Origin of the sequence: Agrobacterium sp. CMT1, from assembly GCF_037203725.1 — a bacterium.
GTDB lineage: Bacteria > Pseudomonadota > Alphaproteobacteria > Rhizobiales > Rhizobiaceae > Agrobacterium > Agrobacterium pusense.
The window spans coordinates 107,687-124,740 of the sequence record NZ_JBBCAR010000011.1 but is presented as its reverse complement, the minus strand read 5'-3'; the positions used below and the strand labels follow the sequence as shown (position 1 = coordinate 124,740).

16 protein-coding genes and 1 pseudogene are annotated in these 17,054 nt (G+C 60.0%); 14 read left to right on the top strand and 3 right to left on the bottom strand.

Features of this window, described 5'->3' with window-relative positions:
- Positions 1 to 112 precede the first annotated feature (112 nt).
- Genes WA845_RS14580 through WA845_RS14565 form a run of 4 tightly spaced genes read left to right on the top strand, consistent with a single transcriptional unit; the run spans position 113 to position 3,412 of the window.
- Complete coding sequence (locus tag WA845_RS14580) at positions 113 to 1,144, top strand: ABC transporter substrate-binding protein (protein WP_112636668.1); 1,032 nt, start codon at positions 113 to 115, stop codon at positions 1,142 to 1,144.
- Positions 1,141 to 2,169 (top strand): FecCD family ABC transporter permease, encoded by a 1,029-nt coding sequence (locus tag WA845_RS14575; protein ID WP_004438311.1) that lies wholly within the window; start codon positions 1,141 to 1,143, stop codon positions 2,167 to 2,169. The genes WA845_RS14580 and WA845_RS14575 overlap by 4 nt, the downstream gene beginning before the upstream one ends.
- On the top strand, positions 2,166 to 2,963 hold the full coding sequence (locus WA845_RS14570; RefSeq protein WP_112555511.1) for an ABC transporter ATP-binding protein: 798 nt from the start codon (positions 2,166 to 2,168) through the stop codon (positions 2,961 to 2,963). The genes WA845_RS14575 and WA845_RS14570 overlap by 4 nt, the downstream gene beginning before the upstream one ends.
- Entirely contained in the window at positions 2,960 to 3,412 is a 453-nt protein-coding gene (locus WA845_RS14565) for a pseudoazurin (RefSeq protein WP_006698648.1), read from the top strand. Before WA845_RS14570 ends, WA845_RS14565 begins: the two co-directional genes overlap by 4 nt.
- A gap of 145 nt (positions 3,413 to 3,557) precedes the next feature.
- On the opposite strand, the gene WA845_RS14560 is transcribed toward WA845_RS14565, so the two are convergent.
- Complete coding sequence (locus WA845_RS14560) at positions 3,558 to 4,382, bottom strand: class I SAM-dependent methyltransferase (protein ID WP_112555513.1); 825 nt, start codon at positions 4,380 to 4,382, stop codon at positions 3,558 to 3,560.
- 113 nt (positions 4,383 to 4,495) lie between these two features.
- On the opposite strand from WA845_RS14560, the gene WA845_RS14555 reads away from it, so the two are divergent.
- The 7 genes and pseudogenes from WA845_RS14555 (at position 4,496) to WA845_RS14525 (ending at position 12,126) form a co-directional block, all read left to right on the top strand.
- Complete coding sequence (locus WA845_RS14555) at positions 4,496 to 5,629, top strand: ABC transporter substrate-binding protein (RefSeq protein WP_111813432.1); 1,134 nt, start codon at positions 4,496 to 4,498, stop codon at positions 5,627 to 5,629.
- A gap of 98 nt (positions 5,630 to 5,727) precedes the next feature.
- Positions 5,728 to 6,867 (top strand): ABC transporter substrate-binding protein, encoded by a 1,140-nt coding sequence (locus WA845_RS14550; protein ID WP_112555515.1) that lies wholly within the window; start codon positions 5,728 to 5,730, stop codon positions 6,865 to 6,867.
- Positions 6,864 to 7,931, top strand: a complete 1,068-nt coding sequence (locus WA845_RS14545) for a FecCD family ABC transporter permease (RefSeq protein WP_113731641.1) — start codon at positions 6,864 to 6,866, stop codon at positions 7,929 to 7,931. Before WA845_RS14550 ends, WA845_RS14545 begins: the two co-directional genes overlap by 4 nt.
- Positions 7,925 to 8,677, top strand: a complete 753-nt coding sequence (locus WA845_RS14540; RefSeq protein ID WP_174151621.1) for an ABC transporter ATP-binding protein — start codon at positions 7,925 to 7,927, stop codon at positions 8,675 to 8,677. The genes WA845_RS14545 and WA845_RS14540 overlap by 7 nt, the downstream gene beginning before the upstream one ends.
- A gap of 80 nt (positions 8,678 to 8,757) precedes the next feature.
- Positions 8,758 to 8,964, top strand: a pseudogene (locus WA845_RS14535) (hypothetical protein); the annotation flags it as partial.
- Positions 8,965 to 8,978: 14 nt separating this feature from the next.
- Entirely contained in the window at positions 8,979 to 10,826 is a 1,848-nt protein-coding gene (locus tag WA845_RS14530) for a type I secretion system permease/ATPase (protein ID WP_174151620.1), read from the top strand.
- On the top strand, positions 10,813 to 12,126 hold the full coding sequence (locus WA845_RS14525) for an HlyD family type I secretion periplasmic adaptor subunit (protein ID WP_174151619.1): 1,314 nt from the start codon (positions 10,813 to 10,815) through the stop codon (positions 12,124 to 12,126). Before WA845_RS14530 ends, WA845_RS14525 begins: the two co-directional genes overlap by 14 nt.
- 24 nt (positions 12,127 to 12,150) lie before the next feature.
- On the opposite strand, the gene WA845_RS14520 is transcribed toward WA845_RS14525, so the two are convergent.
- Together WA845_RS14520 and WA845_RS14515 are read right to left on the bottom strand one after the other, a co-directional pair.
- Positions 12,151 to 13,071 (bottom strand): SMP-30/gluconolactonase/LRE family protein, encoded by a 921-nt coding sequence (locus WA845_RS14520; protein ID WP_174151618.1) that lies wholly within the window; start codon positions 13,069 to 13,071, stop codon positions 12,151 to 12,153.
- A 33-nt stretch (positions 13,072 to 13,104) separates the two neighbouring features.
- Complete coding sequence (locus tag WA845_RS14515) at positions 13,105 to 13,818, bottom strand: GntR family transcriptional regulator (protein ID WP_034498325.1); 714 nt, start codon at positions 13,816 to 13,818, stop codon at positions 13,105 to 13,107.
- A 103-nt stretch (positions 13,819 to 13,921) separates the two neighbouring features.
- On the opposite strand from WA845_RS14515, the gene WA845_RS14510 reads away from it, so the two are divergent.
- The 3 genes from WA845_RS14510 to WA845_RS14500 are packed head-to-tail and all read left to right on the top strand — an operon-like array spanning position 13,922 to position 17,053.
- Entirely contained in the window at positions 13,922 to 14,974 is a 1,053-nt protein-coding gene (locus tag WA845_RS14510; protein WP_174151617.1) for a Gfo/Idh/MocA family protein, read from the top strand.
- A complete protein-coding gene (locus WA845_RS14505) occupies positions 14,967 to 15,983 on the top strand; it encodes a Gfo/Idh/MocA family protein (protein WP_337322434.1) in 1,017 nt (338 codons plus the stop codon). The genes WA845_RS14510 and WA845_RS14505 overlap by 8 nt, the downstream gene beginning before the upstream one ends.
- Complete coding sequence (locus tag WA845_RS14500; protein WP_072493613.1) at positions 15,980 to 17,053, top strand: Gfo/Idh/MocA family protein; 1,074 nt, start codon at positions 15,980 to 15,982, stop codon at positions 17,051 to 17,053. Before WA845_RS14505 ends, WA845_RS14500 begins: the two co-directional genes overlap by 4 nt.
- Position 17,054: the final 1 nt, after the last annotated feature.

Below are 17,054 nucleotides of genomic sequence, written 5' to 3'. Positions count from 1 at the left end.
TAACATTTGGTTTGCGTCCTGTTACCGTTCTCCGTACAAGACGTTCCGTGGTTGCTGCGCGTTCTGACGCCGCTGCTCTGGAACAAGCGATTTCATTTCGATTGGAGAACACATGTTTCATTCTGGACGCCTGCCGGTCCGCGCCGGCTTTCTCGCTGCTGCGCTTGCAGTTCTGCCCGCCGCCACCGCCAATGCCGCGGAAACGGCATATCCCTTGACAATCAAAAGCTGCGGTCACGACATCACTTTCAGGCAGCCGCCCGCCCGCGCCGTCTCCGTCGGCCAGAGCACGACTGAGGTTCTTTATCTGCTCGGGCTGGCCGACAAGGTCGTTGGCACGGCCCTGTGGATCGGCCCGGTCCTTGCGGGCTATGAGGAGGCCAATTCCAGGGTGGAGCGTCTGGCCGACAATGATCCAAGCTTCGAGGCCGTCGTCGGAAAGAGGCCGGACCTCGTCACAACGCAGTTCCAGTGGCAGATCGGCCCCGAGGGCGTTGTCGGTACGCCGGCGCAATTCGCCGAACTCGGCATTCCTGTTTACACCTCGCCGGCAGATTGCGTGGGCAAGGACAATTCCGGGGGCGGCGACGGCGTGCGCAAGACCGGCTTCACAATGGATTTGATCTATCAGGAAATCCGCGACCTTGCGCAGATTTTCAACGTCCAGGATCGCGGCGAAGAAGTGGTCAATGATCTCAAGAAAAGGGAAGAGGCTGCCCGCGCAAAGATTGCTTCCGCAAACGGCAAGCTTTCCGCCGTCTTCTGGTTCTCCAGCGCGGAACTGGATATCGATCCCTATGTGGCGGGCCGCAACGGCGCGCCCGGCTACATCATGTCGGCGCTCGGCCTGAAGAATGTGATCGAGAGCGACGAAGAATGGCCAACGGTCGGTTGGGAAACCATCGCCAAGGCCAATCCTTCGGTGATTGTGGCCGGAAAGATGGACCGCCGCCGTTTCCCGGCTGACGACATCGCCGTCAAGCAGAAATTCCTCGCAACCGATCCCGTGGCCAGCATCATGCCAGCTGTCAAGGAAGGTCACGTCTTCGAGATGGACGCCCAGGCGATGAACCCGACCATCCGGACGATCGAAGGCATTGAAACGCTGGCTGAGGCAATTTCGGCTGCCGGTCTCGCCAAGTGAGCGGGTTTTCAATCCATCTCGGCAGAGGAGGGCTGGTTTTTGCCGCGCTCGCCCTGCTGCTCGGCGCGCTGATGGCCGGGGCGGCCATCGGCGAAACCGCCATTCCATTCGATGTGGTGGCGAAAACCATCGCCAACCGGGTGTTTGACGCCGGTTATCCGCTGGAGCCGCTGGATGAGGGAATTGTGTGGAGCTATCGTCTCAGCCGCGCCGTCGTGGCCGCCTGCTGCGGGGCTTCACTGGCGCTTGCCGGCGCGGTTCTGCAATCGCTGCTGCGCAACCCGCTTGCCGACCCCTATATCCTCGGTATTTCCGCGGGCGCCTCCACCGGAGCGGTGGGCGTGGCCCTTCTCGGCTTTGGGGCGGGCTTTCTGACAATGCCGGCGGGGGCACTGATCGGTGCCTTCGTCGCATTCTCGCTTGTCAGTCTTCTGGCGGTGCGTGCAGGGCACGGCAACAGTGCCATCATCCTGGCCGGTGTGGCCGGTTCGCAACTGTTCAATGCCATGACGTCCTTCATCGTCACCAAATCCGCCAATGCCGAACAGGCGCGCGGTATCATGTTCTGGCTGCTGGGGAACCTCTCGGGCGTGCGCTGGCCGGATGTGTGGCTGGCCCTGCCGGTCAGTGTTGCCGGTCTTGCGGTTTGCCTCTGGCACGCCCGGGCGCTTGATGCTTTTGCCTTCGGCGGGCAGGCGGCCGCCTCGCTCGGCATTCCGGTGCGGCGGACCTATGCAGTACTGATCTCGGTTTCGGCGATCATGACGGCGGTGATGGTCTCGCTGGTCGGGTCCATCGGCTTTGTCGGCCTCGTCATTCCCCATGCGGCACGCATCTTCGTCGGCGTCCGCCATGGACTGCTGCTGCCGGTGACAGCATTGACCGGTGCGGTATTCATGATCATCGCCGATATTTTCTCCCGCATTGTCATTCCCGGGCAGGTGCTGCCCATCGGCGTTATCACCGCGCTTGTCGGCGCGCCCGCCTTCGCCTTCATCCTCGGACAGAAGAGGGGACGTTCGTGAAGCTATCCGCTCATGACCTGAAATTTCGCGCAGGCAATATCGACATCGTACGCGGTGTCTCGCTCGATGTCGGCTCCGGAGAGTTTCTCGGCATAATCGGCCCGAATGGGTCCGGTAAAAGCACGCTGCTCTCCATGCTGGCCGGCATCCGCAAGCCGCGCTACGGTCACGTTATGCTCGGCGGCGATCCGCTCGCCTCCCTCGGACGGCGTGAACTCGCTCGCCGGCTGGCTTTTGTGGAGCAGCAGGCCGAAACCACCGAGCGCATCACGGCACGACAGGCGGTGGAATTGGGGCGCACGCCCTATCTCGGTCCACTTTCGGCGTGGTCTGTGCATGACGACGCGATCGTCGAGGCCGCGCTCGATAATGTCGACATGGCCGACAAGGCGGAGCGCAGCTGGCACCACCTTTCCGGTGGTGAGCGCCAGCGACTGCATATCGCCCGCGCATTGGCGCAGGAGCCCAATATTCTGCTGCTGGACGAGCCTACCAATCACCTCGACATCGGCCACCAGATCGGCTTGCTCGATCTGGTGCGCCGGCAGGGATTGACCGTTGTGGCGGCCCTTCATGATCTCAATCACGCCGCCATGTTCTGCGACCGCATCGCCATTATGCATCGCGGTGAGATCATCGCCATCGGCGCGCCGCGCGAAGTCCTGACGCCGGCAACGATAGCGTCCGTCTTCGGAGTGGAATGCGTTGTGACGGTTGATGGAAGCGGCTTTTCGCACATTCGTTTTCTGCCGGCCCACGGACGGGCCGATCATGCAAGAAAGGTCATGGCATGATGAAATTGCTGAGGCTTGCAAGAGTTGCAGGCGTTGCCGTGCTCATGGGGTCGGGTTTATCCGCACATGCCTCGGCAGAAACCTTCGAGGTGAAAATGCTGAACAGGGGCGAGAAGGGCCCAATGGTGTTTGAGCCCGATTTTCTGGAGATCACCGCCGGTGATCGCGTGCGCTTCGTGCCGACCCACAAGAGTCACAATGCCGCGACCGTTGAGGGGATGGTTCCTGAAGGTGTGGAAGGTTTCAAAAGCCGGATCAATGATGAATTCGAGACCGGTTTCGACAAGCCGGGTTTCTACGGTATCAAATGTTCACCGCATTATGGCATGGGCATGGTCATGCTGATCAAGGTCGGCGATGCGACCCTGCCGCAGAGCTACCGGACGGTCGATATGCCGGCTCGGGCAAAACCGCGCTTCGAGGAACTTTTCGAGCGCGCGGAAAAATGAGGTGCCGGTCAGTCCGTGCAACAGGGCAGGGAATGATCCGCCCCCAGTCACCGTTGCGCATTTGTCATCAGAAGACCGTCTTCTACGGTCAGGGACTTGACGCTCTAGATCTTTCGATCTGGCCTGAGGACACACAGACGGAGCCTCAGGTTTTGCCTGTGATGTCCGGCTTCACCGCGCAGACTGCATAACGATGCTGCAGCCCCCGGAGTATACCTTTCAGCAGGCTGAAATTTTTCGCCTGGGCGCGGTGAATGGCCTGGAGTTCCTGATCGATTGCAACAGGTTGGAAACCCGTCTGTCGCAGAAGCGCTGCAACTTCGCCGGCTCTCGCACCGTTTGAAAAATAGACACGCGACAGGATGCTGGTGAAGGTGTTTTCCGGATCAGCTGGCTTGTGCGGCTGATCCTGTTTGACCAATCCCAAGCCTTCGAGACTTGCCGCAAGTTTCTTTACCAGTTTTTCGCGCCAGCTGGTATTGACGAAATCGCCATCCACGATCAGCAGGCGTCCACCCGGTTTCAGCACTCGGAACCACTCCGCGAAACTTGCCCGCGGATCGACCAGCGTCCAGACCAGATGGCGGGTGATGATGACATCGGCGCTCTCATCCGGCTCCATCGTGTTTTCGGCATCGCCGACGAAGAAACGGATGCTACGCCCACGGCTTTTTGCTTTTTCACGGGCAAGCGCCAGCATCGTTTCGGACCAGTCCATGCCGGTAACCTGAAATCCGAGATCGTCCATGAGGTGAGAGATGACGCCGGTGCCGCTGGCAAGATCGAGCGCGCTGCGCCCCTCACCCGGACCAAGATGTTTCAAGATCAGCGCGTGCCACGCCTCTCGCTCCTCTTCGGAGAAAATTTCATGGCCGGGGGACAGGTCGAAAGTCGCCGCCCGGCCGGACCAGTAGGCTTTGATTTCGTCTCTCAGGCTGTCGTTTTTGCCATATTCTATGGTGTCGATCATTGGTCTTCAGCTCATGTACCGGTCAGTTAAGAATGGCTCTAAAACATAAATGTTGACTAGTATAGTCAGAAAATAATACAGCCGCGCCAGTCAACACTGGAGAGCAATATCCGATGCGCATCTCAGCCAAATCTGCGGCATTTGCCCTTGGCCTTCTCGTATCTGCGGCATGGCCGGCATTGGCCGAAAAGGTCACCGTCAAGGATGTGACCGGCCGGGATGTCGAAGTCAACGTTCCCGTTTCGCACGTCATTCTCGGCGAAGGCCGGCAAATTTACTTCCTGGCGGCGCTCGACAAGGAAAACCCTTTCCAGCACGTGGTCGGCTGGCGTGACGATCTGTCGAAGGCCGATCCGGAAACCTACGACGCCTATCTCGCCAAATACCCCGATATCGCCAAGCTGCCGACTTTCGGCGGCATGAAGGACGGCACCTTCGATGTCGAGCAGGCCGTTGCCCTGAAGCCCGACGTCATTCTGATGAACATCGACGCGAAGACGGCGACCGAAGAGGCAGGTTACATCGAAAAGCTCGCAAAGGTCGGCATTCCGCTGGTCTATGTCGACTTCCGCGAAAAGCCGATGGAAAACACCGAGCCGAGCATGCGTCTGATGGGCAAGCTGATCGGCAAGGAAAAAATCGCGGAAGACTTCATCACGTTCCGGGCGGAATCCATCGCGAAGGTAACGGACACGCTTGAAAAGGCAAATCCGAAGAAACCTGTTGTGTTCATGGAGCGTGCCGGCGGTTACTCCGACGATTGCTGCATGTCTTTCGGCAACGAGAATTTTGGCAAGATGGTGGAGCTGGCGGGCGGCATCAACATGGCCAAGGATATTATTCCGGGCACCTTCGGCACCGTCAATCCTGAGCAGATCATCGCTTCCAACCCGGAGCAGATCATCATCACCGGCGGCAACTGGAACGGTTATGTTCCCGGCGGCAACTGGGTCGGCGTCGGTTACGGCGCGGATGTGAAGGAGGCCCGTCGCAAGCTGGAAAACCTGACCAAACGCCCGGCTTTCACAGGCGTCCAGGCCGTGAAGGATGGCAATGTCCACGCCATCTGGCACCAGTTCTATAACAATCCCTATCAGTTCGTGGCCATTCAGGAAATCGCCAAGTGGCTGCACCCTGATCTCTTCAAGGATCTCGATCCCGAAGCCACGTTCAAGGAACTTCACGCCCGCTTCCTGCCGCTTGACTACAAGCCCGGCTACTTCGTTTCGCTGAAGGATGGGAAATAAGACAGGGACGGTGAAGGAGGAGCGCCGGTCCACTCGATGGATGAAGCCGCAGCCACGCGGCTTCATCGTTTTGTTTTGAACTTGATGAGGACCTTCTCATGCGGCTCAGCGCCCTCAGGCATCTTGCGATGCTGGCCTTCTCCCTTCTCGCCGTCCCGGCTCATGCCGGGGAGATCACCGATGTCACCGGACGCAAGATCGAGCTGGACCTGCCGGTCAAGCGTGTCCTCGTTGGCGAGGCGCGTCAGGTTCACGTCATCGCGGTGCTGAAGGGCGACCAGACTTTCGATACTATTGTTGGGTGGCGTGACGACCTGCTCAAGAAGGACCCGGACAGCTACGCCGCCTACGTCGAGCGTTTCCCCGAGATCGAGAAACTACCACGCTTCGGTTACGTGCCACAGGGGGATTTCAGCCTCGAGTCGGCCATCACGCTTTCGCCTGATGTCATCACACTCAATCTCGAAGCGGAGAAATCAGCCAAGGAAAGCGGTTTCGAAGAAAAAGCCGAAGCTGCCGGTATCAAGGTCGTCTATCTCGATTTTCGCATCGATCCCGAAAAGAACAGTGAAGCCTCGGTCGAAATCCTCGGCAAACTCTTCGGCGCCGAAGAGCGCGCGAAGGAGTTCATCGCCTATCGCCGTGCCGAAATCGCGCGTGTGACCGACCGGCTCGCCAGCGTCAAGGACTTGAAGCGCCCTAACGTCTTCATTGAGCGTTCGCCCGGCATTTCTGGTGAAAACAACTGCTGCCGCACTTTTGGCCCGGCCAATTTCGGCGCCATGGTCGATCTCGCCGGTGGTCGCAATATTGCGGATGGCATCATCAAGACGACCTTTGGCGACCTCAATCCCGAACAACTCGTCGTTGCCGATCCCGAGCACGTGATTGTCACAGGTTCGAACTGGGCGGCTGAATCCGACATCAATCAGTTCGTTCCCGTAGGACGCGGTGCGGATATGGCTCTTTCCCGTGAGCGACTGGCCAACCTGATGAAGCGCACGCCGTTTCCGGAACTGACGGCCGTCAAGCAAGGCAACGTGCACGCCGTCTGGCACCAGTTCTATGGTGCGCCTTACGAGTTTTTCCCGATCCAGCAATTCGCCAAGTGGTTTCACCCGGACCTCTTCGCCGATCTCGATCCGGAAAAGAATTTCGAGGAGTTTCACCGGAAATTCCTTCCCGTCACCTACAAGCCGGGCTATTTCGCCTCGCTCGAAAAAGGTTTGAACCAATGAGTTCGCTGAATGAAAGCGCCGTTGGCGTCAGCGGGCGCGATCAATATCGCGCCCTTGCCGCGCGCAGGATCGTCATCCTCTTCGGGCTTTTCATCGCCCTGTGTTTCAGCATGGCCGCAGACATGGCGCTCGGTCCGGCTCGCTACACCCTCTCCGACGTGCTTGCGACCATCGCCGATCCGGCTGCGGTGGGAAACCAGCTGCGTGTGGTCATCTGGGACATCCGCATGCCGATCGCGCTGATGGCGGTCACCGTGGGCGCGTCCCTTTCGGTGGCGGGCGCTCAGATGCAGACCATCCTGTCGAACCCGCTCGCCAGTCCGTTCACGCTCGGCATCTCGGCCGCCGCAAGCTTCGGTGCGGCGCTGGCGCTCGTCGGCGGGGTGGCGATCTTTCCGGGCGCCGTGCACTACATGGTGCCGATCAATGCCTTCATCATGGCAATGGTAGCGGCCCTCTTCATCCATTTCGCGTCGACCCTTCGCGGTGTGACGGTTGAAACGATCGTGCTGCTTGGCATCGCACTTGTCTTCACCTTCAATGCGGCGCTGTCGCTGCTCGAATACCTCGCTTCCGAACAGGCTCTTGCCGCCGTCGTCTTCTGGACCATGGGCAGCCTGACGAAGGCGACCTGGGACAAGGTCTATGTCACCGCCGCCATTCTTCTCGTTACCGTGCCGATGTTCATGCGCAATGCCTGGGCGCTGACGGCGCTCAGACTCGGCGATGACAAGGCGGCCAGCATGGGCATCAATGTGCGCCGTCTGCGGCTGCAGACGATGCTGACGGTCAGCCTGCTGGCCGCCATTCCGGTTTCTTTCGTCGGCACAATCGGTTTTGTCGGGCTGGTGGGGCCGCACATCGCCCGCATGCTGGTGGGTGAAGATCAGCGCTTCTTCCTGCCGGGTTCGGTGATCTGCGGAGCATTGCTGTTGTCTGCAACCTCGGTCATCAGCAAGATACTCATTCCCGGCGCTGTTCTGCCGATCGGCGTCATCACGGCGCTGGTGGGCGTACCTTTCTTTTTCGCGCTTATTTTCGGTAACAGGAGACGCGCATGGTAGCCCTCGCATTGAAGGATGTTGGCGCCGCCTATGGGCGCTCCACGGTTCTCTCCAAGGTGGGCATCGATACGCTCGAAAGCGGTAGCGTGACGGCGGTGATCGGCCCGAATGCCGCCGGCAAGTCGACGCTTTTCAAGCGCATCGCCAGCCTGATCTCCGGTCCCGGGCTGGTGGAACTTTCCGATACCGCCCGTGGAGACCGCGCCATCTGCTACATGCCGCAGGACACCGGCGCAAACGCGGTACTGACGGTCTATGAATCCGTTCTGCTTTCCGCCAAGCAGGGCGGCGGCTGGCGCGTTCAGGATCATGAGCTGTTCGAGATCGACGCCATTCTCAAGGCGCTGAAAATCCATGACCTTGCCTTCCGCGGGCTTGGCGAATTGTCAGGCGGCCAGCGCCAGCTGGTCTCGCTGGCACAGGCGCTTGCCCGCAAGCCGGAGGTGCTGCTGATGGATGAGCCGACTTCCGCACTCGATCTCCACCGGCAGATCGAGGTTCTGGGCTTCGTCACCGAACTCGCGCAGAAGACAGGCATGATCGTTCTGATTGCGCTGCATGATCTCAACCACGCGCTGCGCTATTGCGAGAAGACGATGGTGATCGCACAGGGCGAAATGGTGGTGAGCGGCAGCACGGAAGCGGTGATAACATCCGACATGCTGCGCGAAATCTATCGCATTGATGCACGTATCGAACCCTGCTCGCAGGGCAGGCCGATGGTCATCGTCGACGGGGCAATCTGACGATGGAAGAACCCGGCTGCAAAAATTGCCGGGTTCCCTGGTAACTCGGGCCATGGGCCCGCGTCGGCGCACTAATTCTCGGTGATGAGGATGGTACGGACAAGCTCGATGTATCCCCCTGGGGCGCAACATCGGTGGACGATTTGTTGTGGTATGATGATAATGGAAATGCCGTTATCCTCTTGGCCACAGACACGTCCGTCTCCGTCACGCTGAACGGCGTCGATGCCAATGTACTCGACGCATCGGACTTCATTTTCGCCAGCGCATCGGCGCTTGCCGCGTAAAGGAAAAACCGGCTGTGGGCTTTCAAAACCAGCAGCAGACACCGCCGCAGTCCCTCACTGCGGCGGTCGTTTCGCCCCTCAAGACTACGTTTTTCGGCCTCACGCTGGTCAGCGGTGTCGTCAACATATTGGCGCTGACGTCGCCGCTTTTCATGTTGCAGATCTATGACCGGGTACTGACAAGCGGCAGTCTGCCGACCCTGGTCGGGCTCGCTCTTCTTGCTCTCGGGCTTTATGGTTTCCAGTGCCTGCTCGATATTATCCGTGCCCGTGTCCTGATCCGTATCGGCGAAGACTTCGACCTGCGCTACTCCCGCAGAGTGCATGATGCCGTGGTGCGCCTGCCGCTCGTCAACCGCATGCCGGGTGACGGCCTTCAGCCGCTGCGTGATCTCGACAATGTACGCGGCTTTTTATCCGGCACGGGTCCGACTGCCTTTTTCGACCTGCCGTGGATGCCGCTTTATCTCGGCATATGTTTCCTGTTCCATTTCTGGATCGGTGTAACGGCGCTCGCCGGCGCTGTGCTGCTGGTCTCGCTCACAATTTTCACCAATATCTTTTCTCAAAAACCAATCCGCGACACCATGGTGGAAAACATGGTCCGCAACCGGCAGCTGGAGGCCTCCCGCCGCAACGCAGAGGTGGTGCAGGCCATGGGGCTTGGCGGCCGGCTCGGTAAACGCTGGCAAAATTCCAACGAGGCCTATCTCGCCGCCAATCGCAGGGCGGGCGATGTGGCAGGCGGCCTCGGCAATATCGCAAAATCGCTTCGGGCCGTTCTACAATCGGCAATTCTTGCTGTCGGCGCTTGGCTCGTCATCGAGCAGGAAGCCTCCGGCGGCGTGATGATCGCCAGTTCGATCATGATGGGCCGGGCACTGGCGCCTGTCGATCTCGCCATTTCCAACTGGAGGTCCTTCGCGGCCGCCCGGCAGAGCTGGGCACGGCTGAGAGAGCTTTTTTCGCAAATGCCGGCCGATGCCGCTGCCATGGCCCTGCCGAAGCCAGAGAAGGAATTACGGGTCGAGAATGTCACCATCGTTCCGCCGGGCGGAAAAAAGCCCATCGTTGCTGGGCTCGGTTTCGTCGTGACAGCGGGAAACGCGCTCGGCATCATCGGTCCGTCAGGTTCGGGCAAATCGACGCTATCGCGCATTCTCACCGGCGCGTGGATGCCTGCCGCCGGCAAGGTGCGGCTCGATGGCGCAAGCTTCGATCAGTGGGACCGGGAAGCGCTTGGCCGCCACATCGGTTATCTGCCGCAGGGCGTGGAACTTTTTGAAGGCACCATCGGGGAGAATATCGCCCGTTTCGCGGACAACCCAGATCCCGAAGCCATCATCGCTGCAGCTAGGGCTGCCGGCGCGCACGAGCTGATCCTGCGTTTCGAAAAGGGGTATGACAGCGATATAGGCGAGGCGGGTTCAGCTCTCTCGGCCGGGCAGCGCCAGCGCATCGGTCTGGCCCGCGCTCTTTATGGCAATCCCTTTATCGTGGTGCTGGATGAACCCAACGCCAATCTTGACGCGGAAGGCGAGGCGGCAGTGGTCCGGTCGATTGCCTCCGTCAAGGCGCGCGGTGGTATTGCCGTTGTCGTCGCCCATCGGCCAAGTGCCATCGGTGCGGTGGATTTCATCCTGATGATGGAAGAGGGAAGGATGAAGGCCTTTGGCCCGCGCGACGAGGTGCTGTCCAAGGTGCTGCGTGTTCCGCAGGGGCAGGGCGGCAAAGGTTTCACCGCATCCGCGCAAACGGTCTCACCGCTGCGCGTCGTGGCCAATACCCAGGCCCGGCCCGCCGGGCTGGAAGACGGCCGTGAAGAGAACAGCCGGAAGGGAGAGACGGATGTCAAAGATTGATCAGCGCAGCAGCGTTTCCCGCTCCATCCGCAAGCATCTCTTTGCGGGACTCGCCGCAAGCATTGCGCTTCTGGCCGGTGTCGGGGGCTGGGCCGCGACGACCCGTCTTGCCGGTGCAGTCGTCGCCTCCGGTCATCTGGTTGTGGATTCGTACACGAAAAAGGTCCAGCATCCGAGCGGCGGTGTCGTCGGTGAAATTCTTGTGAATGAGGGCGAGAGGGTGAAGGCCGGCGATGTGGTCATGCGTCTCGATGCGACGCAGACCCGTGCCAATCTCGCCATCGTGACCAAGCGCCTGGACGAACTGACTGCACGGATGGCCCGACTGGAAGCCGAGCGGGACGATTTGCCTGAACTCGCCTTTCCGCGGACTCTGATCGCGCGCATGGATGACCCGAATGTCGCTTCTGCCATGCGCAGTGAGACGAAGCTGTTCGAATTCCGCAAGTCCTATCGAGAGGGCAGGAAAGCGCAGCTGTCCGAGCGCATCACCCAGTTCGAACATGAGATCGAAGGTCTGAAGGCGCAGGAAGTGGCCTATGATAACGGGCTTGCGGTGTTGCAGGCTGAAATTGCCTCGCAGAAATCGCTGCGCGAACAGGGCGTCGTCTCCGTGCAGCGGCTGAACAGCCTGCAGACTCAGGCCGCGACATTCGGCGGGGAGCGCGGCGAAAAAATCGCCTATCAGGCACAGACTGCGGGGCGCATCACCGAAACCAAGCTGCAGATCCTTCAGATCGATCAGGAATTGCGGACCGAGGTCGGGAGGGAACTGCGCGAAATACAGGCCCAGATGGGCGAATTCGTCGAGCGCAAGGTTGCCGCCGAAGATCAATTGAAACGCATTGATATCGTCGCGCCGCAATCGGGCACGGTGCATGAAATGGCTGTGCATACGGTGGGGGGCGTCGTAACGCCGGCAGATCCGATCATGCTGATCGTACCTGACGGAGATGACCTTGCGCTCGAGGCGCAGATCCTGCCGAAAGATATCGACCAGCTTCAGGTGGGGCAAAAGGCCATGCTGCGCATGACCGCCTTCAACCAGCGCGTCACGCCGGAGCTGGAAGGTCATGTCAGCCGCATTGCGGCGGATATCACGACAGATCAGCGCACTGGGCTCTCCTATTATCTGGCACGGATTTCCGTCCCGGTTACCGAGCGGAAGAAGCTGAACAATGCGCCGCTGGTGCCGGGCATGCCCGCCGAGGCCTTTATCCAGACCAGCGAAAGAACGGCGCTGTCCTACATCGCCAAACCGCTGACGGACCAGATCAGCCGCGCCTTCCGGGAGGACTAGGAATTCGAACCCGACCTGAGGGCGTTATCCACCGTCGCCAAAACGGAAGCCGGCGAACCCTCTCGTTTGCGTCGGGATAGCCCAGACGCCGCCCGAAAATGGCGCTTTCTCAAGCCGGTCTTCGGACATGTTGTGGCGGTGTGATGTCAGGAAAAGGATGCTGAAATCAGGCCCTCCGAAGCAGGGCATCGTGGGGTGAGGGACAGGAGCCGCGATCACGTTCGTCAGCTTGCCATCGGGCGAGAAAATGTTCAACACGCCAGCGGAAACGCCCGCGCTGTAATAGTTGCCGCTGCTATCGAGACAGCCGCCATCGGGTCTTCCTGTTTCTTCGGTCATCCGGGCCACCTGTACGCCCTCATCGAAGGTGCCGTTCAGGCGGTCGAATTTTCGCCGGCGTATCCATTTCTGGACGGAATCGCTTTGCCACATAATCGAGCCGTCGGAAGAAAAAGCGAGGCCGTTCGGGCATGTCAGCCCGGTCTGCATGCGCTTGGCGCTTTTTTCCGTGATCCGCCAAAGCTCGCCATGGGGCTCCATGTCCGAAAGCGGCACATTGTGCATTGTTCCCACCCAGAAAGCGCGGTCGGGGCCGATCCGTCCGTCATTCAGCCGGCACGGGATGCCTTCGGGTGCCGGAATGGAATGGAGGAGACGCGTTTTGCCGCTGTCCGGATCGAGGATGACGATGTCCATGCCACAAGTGACGATGAGTTCGCCGTTCTGGCAAAGGCCGAGACTTGAAACTGTCCTGGGGAACGGCCATTCTTGATAGACGCCGGGCTCAAGACCTGCGCACCGCACGGTCTTTCCGAGAATATCGCACCAGAAAAGCACCTGTCGCCGCTCGTCCCAGACAGGGGATTCCGCCAATGTACTCATCGTGTCGCACAGAAGTTTCGTTTGCGACATGGCAAGCGCTTGTCCGGGATTTGCCGTATTCATGATGTTCGAACCGTTGAAAAAGATGCCGCAGAATTACTCGAAATAGTCCTGGTGGTTCTCGAAGACTTGCGAAAGAATGCCGAGGACACGTCTCAGATGTTTGCGCAAATTATCGGTCGCGCGGGCTTCGTCTCCTGCCCTGATTGCGTCATATACCGCCTCATGTTCGGAAAGCAGGCGTGCCATATGCGCTTCGTCGGTTATGGCGAGTGCCCGCAGTCGATCCAGCCCCGCCTTCTCGCGGATCAGCAGGGATTCCAGTCTTTCAAGCCCCGTCGCGGCGGCAAGCGCGCTGTGGAATTGGTCGTCATGAACTCGGAAAGCCTTTCTGTCTCCATTGCGCATTGCTGCCCGCTGGCCGTTCAGGGCGTGTTCGATCTCCTGTTCCGCTTCCGCTGTCAGGCCGATCTGGCACAGCCTGCACACTGCCGCCACCTCAAGTGCCTCGCGGATGAATTGCGCGCTGCGGATGTTCTTTTCCGATAATCTCGAAACATAGGTGCCGCGGCTTGGCAGCGTCACGATCAAACCATCGTCGCGCAGACGGCTCAGCGCCTCCCGCACCGGGGTTCGGCTGGAATTGAACGACTGTCCGATTTCGTTTTCCGAGACTGCCTGACCGGGAAAAAGCTCCCGCGAAAGGATGGCGGATTTCAGCGCGGAATAAATCTGGTCCACGACCGGACGGTTAAGGTCCAGTCGCTCCATTGTCGGCACGGTGCCGCCTGTCACGGGAATCTTCGGCATATACCCTCCAGCGTTCTCATAACCGGTATACCGGAACACAAGTCTGTTGACAACCGGCATACCGGTATGCAAATGATTGCGCATTGGGAAGGAGGCTCCCGAAATGCAAAATATCAAGACCTGCGTCATCGTTGGTGCCGGAATGGTAGCGAAGACGCATGTGCTTGCCTGCGCGGCAAGCCCTGAAAAAATTCACCTGAAAGGCATAGTCGATGGTGGCTCCGGCCGCGCCAAGGCGCTGGCCGCCGAAGCCTCGAAAAACACCGGATATGAAGTTGCGGTTTATTCCTCAGTCGAGGAGGCGGCGCGCGATACGGATGTCGATTTCGCCATCATCGCAACACCGCCAAATGCCCGTATTGATATCGTCGGGAAACTGGCGAAAGCCGGCAAGCACATCCTGATGGAGAAGCCCGTCGCTCGCAATACGCAGGAAGCAGACGGTCTTGTTGCCCTTTGTCGCGAGGCAGGTGTTACTCTCGGCATCATCTTCCAGCACCGCATGCGGGCTGCATCGCAAAAAGCCCGTGAGCTCGTTGATGGCGGCACGCTCGGCGCACTAGGCCTCTGCGAAATCTCCGTGCCCTGGTGGCGGGCGCAATCCTATTACGACGAACCGGGTCGCGGCACGCTGGCGCGCGATGGCGGCGGCGTTCTGATCTCCCAGGCAATTCATACGATCGATCTGGCATTGAGCCTGACGGGGCCAGTGGCCCGTGTTCAGGCCATGGCTGCGACGACGCGGTTCCATCGCATGGAAACCGAAGATTATGTTTCTGCCGGACTGCGCTTCAAGAACGGTGCCGTTGGCTCGCTGGTGGCAAGCACCGCAAGTTTCCCCGGCGCTGCGGAATCGATCCTGCTGCACTTCGACAATGCCAGCCTGCGGCTCGCTTCGGGTCTGTTGCATCTCGACTGGCGCGATGGCCGGCAGGAGACTTTTGGCGGCGCGGCCGCTGGCACGGGCGGCGGCGCCGACCCCATGGCTTTCACGCATGAATGGCATCAGGGCGTCTTCGATGATTTCGCAGACGCCATCTCTTCAGGACGCGCGCCGGTCGTCACCGGTGAAGCGGCTCTTTTGTCTCACAGATTGATCGACGCGATCATCAACTCGGCCGACACCGGCAAGGAAGTGGAACTGCAGGATGAGTAAAGCAATCAAGTTCGTCGCTCTCGGGATTGAGCACCGGCACATTTTCGGCATGGCCCAGAACCTGCTGGATGTTGGCGCCGAATTTGCCGGCTGGTGGACGGAAGGCGAGCCCGATGTCGTGGAAGGCTTCGTCAAGCGCTTCCCGGATGTGCCGCGCGCAGCATCGAAAGAGGCGCTGCTGGCTGACGGCACCGTCGATCTCGTCGTGATCGCCGATATTCCCTCCAAGCGCGCCGATCTCGCGATTGCCGCCATGGAAGCCGGCAAGGATGTCATGTCCGACAAGCCCGGTTGCACCACATTCGAACAGCTCGACCGCCTGCGCCAGACGGTGGCAAAGACCAAGCGCATCTGGACCGTGGATTTCTCCGAGCGCTTCGAAGTGCCAAGCGTGACCAAGGCTGCTGAACTCGTTGCCCAGGGCGCCATCGGCCGCGTCATCCAGACTGTCGGCCTCGGCCCGCACCGCCTGAACCGCCAGATTCGCCCGAAGTGGTTCTTCGAGCGCGAAGCCTACGGTGGTATCATCACCGACATTGCCAGCCACCAGATCGACCAGTTCATGTTCTTCACCGGCTCGACCGAGGTTGAGATCGTGTCCGCCACCGTTGCCAATTACGCCAACCCGCACGATCCGGGTCTTCAGGATTTCGGCGAGGTCGTGCTGCGCGGCGACAAGGGTCACGGCTATATCCGCGTCGACTGGTACACACCGGATGCGTTGCCGACGTGGGGTGACGGCCGTCTGACCATCCTTGGCACCGAGGGTTACATCGAGCTGCGTAAATATGTTGACGTCGGCAACACCGAAGGCACTGATCGCCTCGTTCTCGTGAATGGCGACCGCTGCGAGTATATTGATGCTTCCGGTGCTGGCCTGCCCTATTTCGCCCGTATCTGCGACGATATCCGCAACCGCACCGAAACGGCAATGACGCAGGAACACGTCTTCAAGGTCTGCGACCTCTCGCTTCAGGCGCAGGCCAAGGCTGAGGGAGCCTCGAAATGATTGGTGTTGCCATCATCGGCGCCGGCATCGGCGCCCAACATCTGACCGGTTATCGGGCGCTGCCAAAGCGCTTCGTCGTCAAGGCGATCTGCGATCTCGATCTGGAGCGCGCCCACTCCGTCGCCGGCGATGATACCTCCATTCGTCTGACCACCGATCTCGATGAGGTTCTGGCCGATGAGAGCATCCAGCTGATCGACGTCTGCCTGCCGCCGCACCTGCATTTTCCGGTGACGCTGAAGGCGCATGCGGCGGGCAAGGACGTCGTCTGCGAAAAGCCGTTGGTTCGCTCTCTGGAAGAAGCCAATGCGCTGATCGACTCCGTCAAGAAGACCGGTCGCGGCGTGTTTCCCGTCTTCCAGTACCGCTTCGGACAGGCGATGCGGCAGATGCGCGCGCTCATCGATGCCGGTCTTGCCGGCAAGGCCTTCGTCGCGAGCTCGGAAGTCCATTGGAACCGTGGCGCGAGCTATTACGACATTCCCTGGCGCGGCACCTGGAAGGGTGAATGCGGCGGTGCAATCCTCGGTCATGCCATTCATGCCCATGATCTTCTCTGCCACGTCCTCGGTCCGGTCGAGGAAGTTTTCGCCATGGCCGATACGCGGGTCAACAAAATCGAAACCGAAGATTGCGCAGCACTCAGCTTCCGCATGAAAAGCGGTGCGCTCGCGACTAGCTCGGTCACGCTCGGCGCGGCCGAAGACACCTCGCGCCTTCGTTTCTGCTTCGAGGGCTTCACGGCGGAGAGCGGCACCTTGCCGTATCGTCCGGCGGAAGACACCTGGCGTTTTATCGCCCGCGCCCCGACGACACAGGATCAGATCGACGCCGTTCTGGCGACCGTAGCGGATGGCGAAAACGGCTTTGCCGGTTTTGTCGAAGCCATTGCCGACGCGATGGAAGGACGCGGCGGCAAGGAAGTGACGGTTCATGACGGCTTGCAGTCAATCGAACTCGTGACAGCCATCTACCGGTCCGTCCGGGAAGGAAAGCCGGTTCGTCTGTCCGACGCCGCCGAAGGTGAGTGGATCAAGGGCTGGGCTCCGAGCGCATCCGCAAAAGCATAAT